The sequence below is a fragment of the Candidatus Enterovibrio escicola genome, from assembly GCF_002464935.1.
In the GTDB taxonomy this organism is placed as follows: Bacteria; Pseudomonadota; Gammaproteobacteria; order Enterobacterales; family Vibrionaceae; genus Enterovibrio; species Enterovibrio escicola.
Genome location: NZ_NBYY01000028.1, coordinates 134,809 through 145,160, shown reverse-complemented (window position 1 = coordinate 145,160; position 10,352 = coordinate 134,809). Strand labels below are relative to the sequence as shown.

At 40.1% G+C, this 10,352-nt stretch carries 7 protein-coding genes and 3 pseudogenes; 3 read left to right on the top strand and 7 right to left on the bottom strand.

What is annotated here, in order from left to right:
* Both BTN49_RS18225 and BTN49_RS22495 read left to right on the top strand, forming a co-directional pair.
* Positions 1-259: pseudogene (locus tag BTN49_RS18225) on the top strand (IS5/IS1182 family transposase); the annotation flags it as partial.
* Positions 260-317: 58 nt separating this feature from the next.
* Positions 318-1,028 (top strand): annotated as a pseudogene (locus BTN49_RS22495) (IS982 family transposase); the annotation flags it as partial.
* Between the two features lie 223 nt (positions 1,029-1,251).
* Here the strand turns inward: BTN49_RS22495 and BTN49_RS09515 are convergent.
* From BTN49_RS09515 to BTN49_RS09485, 7 genes are all read right to left on the bottom strand, one after another.
* On the bottom strand, positions 1,252-2,163 hold the full coding sequence (locus BTN49_RS09515) for a DUF4114 domain-containing protein (protein ID WP_223824055.1): 912 nt from the start codon (positions 2,161-2,163) through the stop codon (positions 1,252-1,254).
* Positions 2,164-2,203: 40 nt separating this feature from the next.
* The gene (locus BTN49_RS09510) at positions 2,204-2,671 is read right to left on the bottom strand and encodes a hypothetical protein (protein WP_223823693.1); all 468 of its coding nucleotides are present in this window, start codon (positions 2,669-2,671) and stop codon (positions 2,204-2,206) included.
* A 28-nt stretch (positions 2,672-2,699) separates the two neighbouring features.
* Positions 2,700-3,557: a hypothetical protein gene (locus tag BTN49_RS09505; RefSeq protein ID WP_097356989.1), complete on the bottom strand. Its 858-nt coding sequence runs from the start codon at positions 3,555-3,557 to the stop codon at positions 2,700-2,702.
* Positions 3,554-4,999, bottom strand: coding sequence for a lipopolysaccharide biosynthesis protein (locus BTN49_RS09500; RefSeq protein WP_223823692.1), 1,446 nt, complete (start codon positions 4,997-4,999; stop codon positions 3,554-3,556). The genes BTN49_RS09505 and BTN49_RS09500 overlap by 4 nt, the downstream gene beginning before the upstream one ends.
* Positions 5,000-5,026: 27 nt before the next feature.
* Positions 5,027-6,139 carry a glycosyltransferase family 4 protein gene (locus tag BTN49_RS09495; RefSeq protein WP_097356988.1) on the bottom strand — a complete coding sequence of 371 codons (1,113 nt, stop codon included), beginning with the start codon at positions 6,137-6,139 and terminating at the stop codon, positions 5,027-5,029.
* Positions 6,136-7,482 (bottom strand): glycosyltransferase family 4 protein, encoded by a 1,347-nt coding sequence (locus BTN49_RS09490; RefSeq protein ID WP_097356987.1) that lies wholly within the window; start codon positions 7,480-7,482, stop codon positions 6,136-6,138. The genes BTN49_RS09495 and BTN49_RS09490 overlap by 4 nt, the downstream gene beginning before the upstream one ends.
* Positions 7,483-7,736: 254 nt before the next feature.
* Positions 7,737-8,786 (bottom strand): glycosyltransferase family 4 protein, encoded by a 1,050-nt coding sequence (locus BTN49_RS09485; protein WP_223823691.1) that lies wholly within the window; start codon positions 8,784-8,786, stop codon positions 7,737-7,739.
* Positions 8,787-9,109: 323 nt separating this feature from the next.
* Here BTN49_RS09485 and BTN49_RS22490 point away from each other — a divergent pair.
* Positions 9,110-9,978 (top strand): annotated as a pseudogene (locus BTN49_RS22490) (IS982 family transposase).
* The last annotated feature ends 374 nt before the right edge of the window (positions 9,979-10,352 follow it).

Here is a 10,352-nt window from a genome sequence, read left to right as displayed (position 1 = left end):
CGGGGTACTGGGAGGAAGAGTATCCTAGAAATGAAGCTGTAAAGGCTTTAAAATAGGACAAACTGGCGGAGTAAAAAAGGACAGGGGTTATCACAAACTCTCATTAGCAGAGACAGCAATGTTTCGCTATAAATAATTGCTCAGCCCTAAACTTACTCTTCATAATTATAATGCACAAGTTAGTGAATCGCTGGCAAATATGAAAGCTATGAACAAAGTTATAAGACTCAGTATGCCTGTTCGCCAACAGATAAATTAAAACTGTAAATAATATTGGGCTTAGTGCGTTATAGGCCTGATTTAATCAATAACACCGAGAAAAACACCAAATTTATTCTGGTATTAAATAAAGAAACAAGCCTTTTCGCCTATCAGTTAGCGAAGTGATTAAGATAGTGATCGCTTTCCATCAATCGGGGTATCGAGACTTCAAAACTTATTACATCCACTTTGTTTATCACTACCTCACCAACGAATTTTCTGAATTAGTTACCTACACGAGGATGTTCAAGCTCATGCAAGGTCTACAGGGATTGCCTTCGTTGATTCATCCAAGCTACAGATTTGTCACAACCTACGCATTCTCAGAATAAGGTTTTTAAAGGTACCGCGAAGCGAGGAAAATGAACTATGGGGTGGTTCTACGGCTTCAAATTTCACCTTATTATCAATGACCAAGGTGGCATTGTTTTAGTCAAAGTGACGACGGGTAACGTGAATGATAGAAAGCCTGTGTCGGAGATAGCTGACGAGCTTGGGGGTGTTTATATGGAGACAAAGCTTATATCTCTGATCCATTGGAGAGGGAACTTGCAAACAAGGGGGTGACACTGATAACGGGTGTGAATAAGTATATGAAACCCAAAGTAATGAAACTTTGGGATCGCCTAATACTCCGGAAACGATTGATTATCAAAACCGTTTTTGACCAACCAAAAAACATCTCAAAAATAGAGCATTCTCGACACCGTCGTTGTATCAGCTTTATGGTCAACTTGCTGGCGAGGCTCATCGCGGATTCATTTTAACCAAAGCAACCGAACATCAAGATGACTCAGCTTAATAAGCAATCTCTTATGCAGACATGAGGTTAACTTATTGAATACATGATAAAAAACTGTAGGTTGGTAGAAAAAGCAGGGACACATTTCCGACAAGACAGATATTTTACATAAATCTATTGGTATCGTGGTAAATATTCATTTCATTGAAATTGCTTAAACAGCCAGAGGGATTACACTGTCAACCTACTCATGTAGTTAATAGTCGTCTATTAGACGGTTTTTCTTTTTTACACGTAATTACGATGAGACCAGACAACATGATTATTCCAACGATACTTTGTGTCATCAGAGGTAATGGTGCAGTAGCAATATTTGAACCTCCGAATGCATCTACAGGGTCGCTGTAAACCATAAAAATGGCATCATTGAAGTCCTCGTCTGAAGCAATATTCCAATCATTAGAATTAGGATCTACTCGGTTCAGATCTTCAAAACCCATAATGACATTTTGTTCGGTCTCATCGGAAAACAGCATTGCTGTATGACGCGAATTGGAGCTAGAACTGCCAAATTCATACGTAAAATCTGCTTCTGGATTAAGGAAATCTAGACCGTAAAATGTTTGGTCATTCCCAGTAAGTACAGCATCAGAAACGGTATCTCCACCAGTATAAGCGTTTTGTGATAGGAAAAAACTGACGCTCTTCCCAGCGGAAATTGTTGCATCTGTTACTTGAACTGTATCACCAGTTAAGAGACTGCCACCGCTGCCAGATTTCGATAGATTAGAATACAAGAATCCGTAATCAACACCGTTTACAGCATCCAGTTCGGACAACGAGATAATACCGGAACTATCTGTATCAATGTCCCCTTTCGTCAAGTCTGTAAAACTATTGTTTTCAAAGGTGAAGTAACCAAGGCTATTTTTGTATCCTGCACCTTCATCTATGAAACTCATATAAACGTTAGCATCCTGATTTAAAGTTAAATAAGGATTAAAATCTGTATTGAGAAATGCAGGATCAACTGCTGTGGACTCTGGTAAAGAATCCTTAGCTAAGGTTATAAACGCTGGCTCAATGGTTGTGTTGATTATAGTTGGTGAATTTGCGTTTAGTGCGTTGGCACTAGACGTCACTAACATGAGTATTATCACGCGGAGTGCGTTTATTAGAACTATCATCGGTTATCTCCGTTTAGAAAACAATATGATTAAAAGGAATGTTCTCTGCTTTCTCACAGTGCTTTGGGTGAGCAATAGCGAGGGCAGGACCAGGGTACAACACGGCCTGTGTGGTAATTTTCCGTGCTAGCGAATATAGTGTTGTTTTCATCCAAAAGACTGTTCTAGGAAATGAATTGTATATAACTCCATCGAACAAGTACTTTGTGGTATAGCCAACTTGGTTAGCAAGTTTTTGCCAGAGACCTGATAATTCATCGCCATCAGGCATTACTAAAATGGCAAGGTATCCGTTGCACTGATGCATAGAAACTTGGAGTCCTTTTATACCGGTATCTGCGGTAAAATGAACTGTTGTCACCTCGTTTAATCCTTGTGTACGCATAAGGTTTATCAGCAACTTCTCAGCTAAGCCTTTTTCGTAAAAACCCTGTGTTGGTGATGGACTTTTACTGCGAATGGAAATGCCGCCCGCAACCATGGCCAACACAAATGATAAAGTTAAACAATCAATGATTGTGTTCTGTTTTTGCATAACGGATCCCCCAAAAAATGATGGATAAAGTTAAAACAACGGAGATAAACAAGTAGGTGTCTTTACCGAGAGCAGAATGCCACCACGCATGCCATTGCATGCTGATTCCCATGCTGAATAGGCGCATAATATTTAGGCTTAAAGTAAACAACATTAACGTCAGTACGACTGTACATTCACGCAGAGTAAAGGCAATTCCGTGCCAACGAGCAATTGCAAACCAACAAGTAAAAGCACTGATAAGTGTAGGGAGTGATGAGCAGTTTCTTAGCATTAACACTTGGTATTCTGAAGGACCTGCATAAACATTGCTAGTAGCATAACCACTTCCAGTAACCAACGATAAAATTGATGCTACTAACTTTGCATCAATCGCCAATACGGGTTCTGTGAACCATTTGAGAGCATAAAACACTAGTAGTGTTTGAAGGGCACAAACTGCAATAATTACTGCACATGTACGTAAACGTGTATTGCTGCGAAGGTTATGATTACCGATCCAAATAGCTAGGAACAACAAGACTGCCAGTGTGCCTTGAAAACTAGGAAAGGCCAATAAGATTGCTAGTGTGATTGCAAATACATTGTCTGTACAGCGTGGTTCTATTAGTGGGCTATTGATGAGTAAAAGAAAACTTAAACAAAGACATAATGTGGCAGGAACGGCATCAAATTCCGCCACTGTAGGCGAATCTCCTATGAAGTATGGTAAAGAGAGTGAAATCATAACACCAATCAATAAAGGTAGCACCAACCGTTGCAAGCTTGGTGTAGATACCCAGTGAACGATTTTTATCGAAGTTGTCATGGATAGAGCCAACGTTGAATTCATACCGTTTCCCTTAGATAGTAACGTAAAGATAGTGGAGGGAAAAGGCAGAGTTTTTGAGCTAAAATGAGCAAGCTCAATGGTCCAATAACAACCAAAACTAATCTCGCCATTGTTGGCAATTCGTATTGGCTGACATACAACCACATCAAACAAATTGCACTGCAAAACAGTAGGGAACTAACGGGATATGGAAGGTAATAAAGTGATTGACTAACAGAAAAAAATAACACCAATCTTAAGGCTTGTGTGAAAACTAGGGAAGTAAGGATACCAAATACACCATATTCTCCACCCAACCATAAAAGTGTTGTGATCGCAACAATGGCAGATATGATATTAATACCCAATTGTGCGTAGGACGTATCACTGGCATAGCTTCCAAGATTAACTAGTTCCGCCATTTCTTTGAACAAGGTAGCAGCAATCAGTAAAGGGGTAAATTGTGCCGCCAACCGATAGCTATCGGGGAGCAGCATATAAATGGCTACTGGTGATAACATGGTGACAGCTATGGCAATGAGCATTACAAGAATCAAACCGTAGCCTGTAATGCGAGCTGCATTTTCACGGCCATTTAGCGCGTACAGTACATCAAAGCGTTTCGGCGTCCACCACATCCCAAATGGTTGTAGTAAAAGTACGACAGCTAATGCAAATTTTGAAGCAACACCAAACTGCCCAACGTTTTCTAATGAACTGATTTCTGCCAAGACCCAACGGTCTAACCCATTTAATGGGAAGGCCATCAAACCGCTTGCCATTATTGGCAAGCTATAAATTAGCGACTGTTTGCTGATTCTTTTACAGAAAGACACTCCAGTGTCTTTGATTTGGAGTATTGCTAGGATTAGTGCTTGAATAATGGTAGCGACAAAACCTGCCTCAAGTACGCCATCAATACCTCTCTCCATCTGCAACGCAACAACCGTTAAACCGGCCTGAAAAAAGGCACGACCCACAGCAACGGAAAAAAATGAAAACGCATAATTCTGCATACGCAGCCAACCGAGTGGCACGGCAATACAACCTTCCAATGCTAACATCAGAAGCACCAATCGTAATTGATAGGTACTCAGATCCTTTGGCACATAGTCGTCAAGCAAGGATACCAACGTCCATACCATCGATATTACTAGGATACCAATGATCAGGGTCAAAGTAAATATTCTGGCAGCTATCAGCTTACGTTCACGTTCAGAGGTAGAGCCTCCCACAAAACGATATAAAGTATCCTCTAAGCCAAGGCCAATGAGAATACTACCAAGGATGGCAATACTGCTGATGATCTCGAGCTTACCGAATTCAGCTTGGGGTAAATGGTGTGTTATAAATGGGAGCATCAGTAAAGAAATTCCTTTCATTAGAGCGATGCTGCTACCGTAAAGTAGTGTTTGTTTCATCACTGACGACAGGACTTTGATTTTTAACGATAAGGCATTCACTCAGGTATTCCTTTTCGTCTATACTACTTAAGCGGATGCGTCAGTTGTTGTAATCAAATGATCGCAAATCGTCGAGAAACACAAGTCGGCTCGATATTGTTGGGCGATGACTTTAGCTGTAATACCCAATTCTTTTACTTTCATTAAATTATGCTGTGCGTGTACGATCGCCTCTGAGAGGCTGTTTACATTATCAGGTTGGTATTTGAGGCAGTTGATGTTATGGATCAATTGTTTGTCCCAAAATGCTCCATCTGCGGGAATAATAACACACATTCCTGCCGCCATTGCCTCAAGAATCGAGAGCCCAAACGGCTCTCTGGTGCTGGTGGAGATGAAAATATTTCCATGGGCACGGATCTTGTCAAGGTTATCAGGGGAATTATGCCAGAATACCTTGCTCATTGGATGTGGTGCTTTGCTGACAGGCAGGTTATTTTTCGTTGGACGAATGTAGCAAATGTGGGTTTCTGGTCGCTTGCTCGGTGAGATTTTACCTAGCGATGATATCAATGTGTCTAACCCTTTCCATTTTAAGAGAGACGCAGCCCAATATAGGACGGGGCAGTCATATTGACATTGACTCGGCCATACCTGTGTAGGTAAACCATTACAGAAAGGCTGAAAGTTATGATGTGCTGCTATATTGGTATGGAATCCCGCAGCACCTACGGCTGATGACAGTGAGTTCTGCGAGGTATTGAGGAAGAAAACGTTATCTGCAGCCATTAGGCATCGACCAATGGTACGTGATACTGCAACGGGTCCATGAACCATTTGCACTAAACTGAAATTCAGTATTGGTTTGACTAAATATAACGCGAAATCGACCCCAGGTCCAGATGCAGCCAGTGCTGTATGCATCCGACCCGCAAAAAGACGTAACCAAATTAGTTGTAATGCAATCAAAACATGACGCACAAAATAACGTATTCCATGTTCTGCGGTTTCTAGCATGCAGGGCATGTGAAGTATTGAAACATAGGCCTGAGATGACGCCCAGCTATCAGGATCTGCAGTTAAAATCGATACACGTACATTTTTATTTTTTAATTGACTAAGAACGTGATTTGTCGATATTTTCGAACCACCAGCAAAGGAAATAGGATCAAGGATCACGATATGCTTTAATCGACTCATGATGCCTTCTTTGGTAAGGAAAGATGATAAAACAGAGCTAATGTTGATAACATAGATTTGTTCTGTGTAATGTGGTTTTGTTTTACACTGGATACTTGCGATCTGAGGTGTTTACGTAATCGCCTCTTAACAAAGTTAAATGATGCTTGAAGTGGTGGAAGGATTTGCCAATGGCTATGCCATTTCAGTAGCATCGATGGGTCAGAAATTAAAGTTTTGTACAAACGTTCAAACTTTGTGGTATGTGACTGAATGGTGAAGTGCGACATGACATGATTATAGCCATTTTCTCCCATTTCAATACGTTGAGTTTTATTGATAAAAAGGTGGAACATCGCTTGTGCTATGGCGTGAGAATCTTCCTCTGGTACCAACAGTCCCGTTCTTTGATGTGAAACTACACTTGGAATACCACCGGTACTTGGTGCGATTACAGGCAACCTGCTCAGGCCTGCTTCGGCTAATGTCAAGCCAAAAACTTCTTCACGGGCGCCAGATACATATAGATCGGTACCTCCACGCATTAAACCAACCACATTATGCTGCTCGCCAATCAAATGGACATGATGTTCAAGATTTTCGTTCCTCACTTGTGTGTTTAAACTTTCATGTTCTGGGCCTTCACCAATCACTACTAAATGAATAGGCAAACAAATTTCACGAAGCTGTCTGCAGGCATCAATCAGTAGATCTATACCTTTTCTGGTTATTAATGAACAGATGCTAACTGCGACAAATGCATCACTGGGTAATAACAGCATACTACGTAGATCTCTTATCGGTTGAGCTAAGAGTGCTTCAGTATCAATCCCATTGGGGATAACTTGACAACGCTCCACTCCTATTCCATCGTCTAATAGTTGATCAATGACGGGTTGGCTTACACCGACAATTTTGCTGACATGGTACAGACCTAAGGTAATGCGGTCACGCAGTGGATAACGTGAATGAAGATGTAAAACTAAAGGAAGTTTCCTAGAACGAGAGACTAAATTCAACCACTGACTTGGCGCACCACTATTTGAATGGATCAATGCAATGTCATGTTTGTCAACTATCGATAAACCTTGACTAACGAGTTTGCTGTATCCATGAAAATTATATATTGGAGAATATTCTCCAAACAGTAACGGGAATGAGGTGACATATACATCAATATTGAGTTCTCTGATCGTTTCAGCAAGAAGCTCATTGTTACACCAAAGCACTGGGTTATAGTGTGTTCTATTTATGTGAGTAAGAAGATTAATCAAACAGCGTTCGCTACCTCTAATCCAGCTATCACCATAATGCACAAACAGCACATTTTTCGCTATTGATTTAGTGTGAAGAGCTGAATGCATATTTTCTTTCTTCCGTCGGTTCAGTGACGTTATGACAGTGAATGCTGATTTATTTGGCTCGCAAAACAGTCATGTTTGAGAAAATAACCAGTATTGGTGTCGTTGATAATTTTTGATGCCATATATCAAAAGCAAAGAACGAGCCATGTTGTTAACACATTGAATCATTATAAAATCATTCAATGTGTATCATTCTTATTATTCTGAATCTGTGCAAAATGACTCATTGTGCAAGTCAATAAATTAATAAATTATTACTTTGCGGATGTGGCGTAATCCTCAAGTAATTGAGGAACGACCTTTTCGGTAGAGTAACGTTCTTGTATCGTGGTGATTGCATCTTTCCGCCATTGCGCCCGCTGATTTTCATTACTTTCATTCCAGTGATGAATAACAGACGCCATGCTTGTTAAATCACTTTGCTTGACCAGCCAGCCGTTCATCCCATGTTGGATAAGTTGGTCTAGTGACCCGACATTAAAAGCAACGACGGGAATACCGTGAGCCATCGCTTCTAATGCTGACATTGGTAATCCTTCAGATCGAGAGGGAACCACTAAAAGGCCTATGTGTGGCCAGATATTGCGCATTTCTACTTGTAGGCCATGAAACTTTAGGTTTTTTGGACCGTTTCTTTCTAATTGTTTGCGCATGGGACCATCACCGTAGAGATGGAAATCAATTAAGGGGAAAATTTTCGCAAAATGAAGAAATCGTTCTGGACCTTTTTCTTTACTCAGACGTCCTACAAAAGCAACTTGATTACCAAAAGAAGGAGATAGTGATTGGATGCTGACAAAATTGTCTGTGAGCTTTGCTGTGCACGGTATTGTGGAAAGGATCGGTGAACTAATGGCGTAGACATGATTAGCAAGAAAAGCAGTGTAACGGTCTAACAAATCATACCACTGAAGCTTACCGTCCTTGTGTTCGCCACTGTGGAACGTACTCGCACAGGTTATTCCCATTAAACGTGAAATTGGCCGCATCAAAATACCCGCTTTATATCCATGAGTGTGAATGACATCCGGTGTTTCTTTTTTAAGAAAATACCTAAGTGATGTAATACACCCATCAAGCATAATGCAGTTAAGACCAGAAAAAAGAAGCCGACTCTCAAGTGGGTGATGACCATAATCTTTAAGAAAAACAACACTAACTCGATTATGTGCATTGCTCAGTCCCAACGCCAATTGCTCAACGTGTGATTCAATGCCACCAAAACCGCTGCTATCCAGTACCAACCAGATCTTTTTACTTCTTTGTAGCATATTAGCTCCATAAATATCAGTTATGGTATTCATCGATGTTTGTAACTGATACATATAAATACGATAGCAAAGATAGTGCCAGTACGTTATTCTGCGTTCTTTAGTGAAAAAATGCTATTTCCGAGGAAACGTAAAGTTGTTATTTTTTAGGGAAAATCACGAAAGCCATTCCCTAACAAAGACTAATGCAATGTAGCTTGAATTTCTCGACTCATTCCTATATCTTCTCTTTAATTCCAACCTTAAAAATAGTTTCAGTATTTATTTAATCTGAACTGCGTATAAGAAATAAACTAAATGTCAAAGGCGCGATCTGATCGTTTGAAATAAACTATTGACTGCACAAGGACTTAGGCATGAATAGCTTAGACGCTGTTTTCATCGATGTCGACGACTTCTGCCAGACTTTCCTTCCTGCATAGGAAGGACACCTAATTTCTTCAGGTATTAAACAAAGAAATAAGCCTTTCCGCCTCTCAGTTAGCGAAGTGATGACGATAGTGATAGCTTTCCATCAATCTGGGTGTCGAGACTTCAAAACCTATTAAATCCCCTTTATTTACCGCTACTTCACCAACGAATTTCCTGAATTAGTCAATTACACGCGAATGCTCAAGCTCATGTAAAGTGTTCTAATTCTGCTTTGCTCTTACTTCACTCACCGTCAGGCAAGGCTAACAGGGATTGCCTTCATTGATTAGTCTAAGCTACAGGTTTTTCACAACCTACCCATTCTCAGGTATCAGGTTTTTAAAGGTACCAAGAAGCAAGAAAAAGGAATAATAGGGTGGTTCTACGGTTTCAAATTACACCTTATTATCAATGATCAAGGTTGGCATTACCTCAGTCAAAGGGATGACAGATAATGTGGATGATAGAAAGCCTGTATCGGAAAGGGTTAACGAGCTTTAGGGGTGTTTATACGGAGACAAAAGTTATATATCTGATCCATTGGAGCGGGAACGTGCAGACAAGGGAGTGACACTGATAACGGGTCTAAAAAAGAATATGAAATTAAAAGTGATGAAACTTTAGGACCGTCTGATCCTCCGGAAATTATTTATTATTGAAACCGTTTTTGACCAACTAAAAAACATATCCTAAATTAGAGTATTCTCGACACCGCCGTTATATCAGCTTCATGGTCAACTTGCTGGCGGGGCTGATCGCGTATTCATTGCAACCAGAGAAGCCGAGCATCAAGATGACTCGGTTTGATAAGTAAGCTCTTATGCAGATCTGAGGTTAATTATATTGGAAAAACTATTTTGGGAATAAATTATATTTAGTACAGTGTTTGGAATTAATTCAGTAGCCATGTGTGTAAGGTACTAAATAGATCAAATTGAGAAAAATCTTTCTTTTTCTTCAAAGCGCATGTCAGATTGGCGAATCTTAACCATCAGCAAAGGGAGGACTTATAACAACATTTGAAAACAGAAAGTTAGATTTATTTTACCTAATTCAGAAAAAGATTCGTCTGAACGAGCTGAAAACTGGGAAATCAGCATGGTCAATTATTATTCAACAATTAGAAATTTAACAACTGGCCAATCCTTTGCATAGTGAGAGCTAACTTATTCCGAAATTTGTAGAGGT

What these genes read in the sequence shown, in the direction of transcription:
- BTN49_RS09510 (WP_223823693.1), bottom strand. Translation starts at nt 2,671, where the DNA reads ATGGTTGCGGGCGGCATTTCCATTCGCAGTAAAAGTCCATCACCAACA.
- BTN49_RS09490 (WP_097356987.1), bottom strand. Translation starts at nt 7,482, where the DNA reads ATGCATTCAGCTCTTCACACTAAATCAATAGCGAAAAATGTGCTGTTT.
- BTN49_RS09495 (WP_097356988.1), bottom strand. Translation starts at nt 6,139, where the DNA reads ATGAGTCGATTAAAGCATATCGTGATCCTTGATCCTATTTCCTTTGCT.
- BTN49_RS09485 (WP_223823691.1), bottom strand. Translation starts at nt 8,786, where the DNA reads ATGAATACCATAACTGATATTTATGGAGCTAATATGCTACAAAGAAGT.
- BTN49_RS09505 (WP_097356989.1), bottom strand. Translation starts at nt 3,557, where the DNA reads ATGAATTCAACGTTGGCTCTATCCATGACAACTTCGATAAAAATCGTT.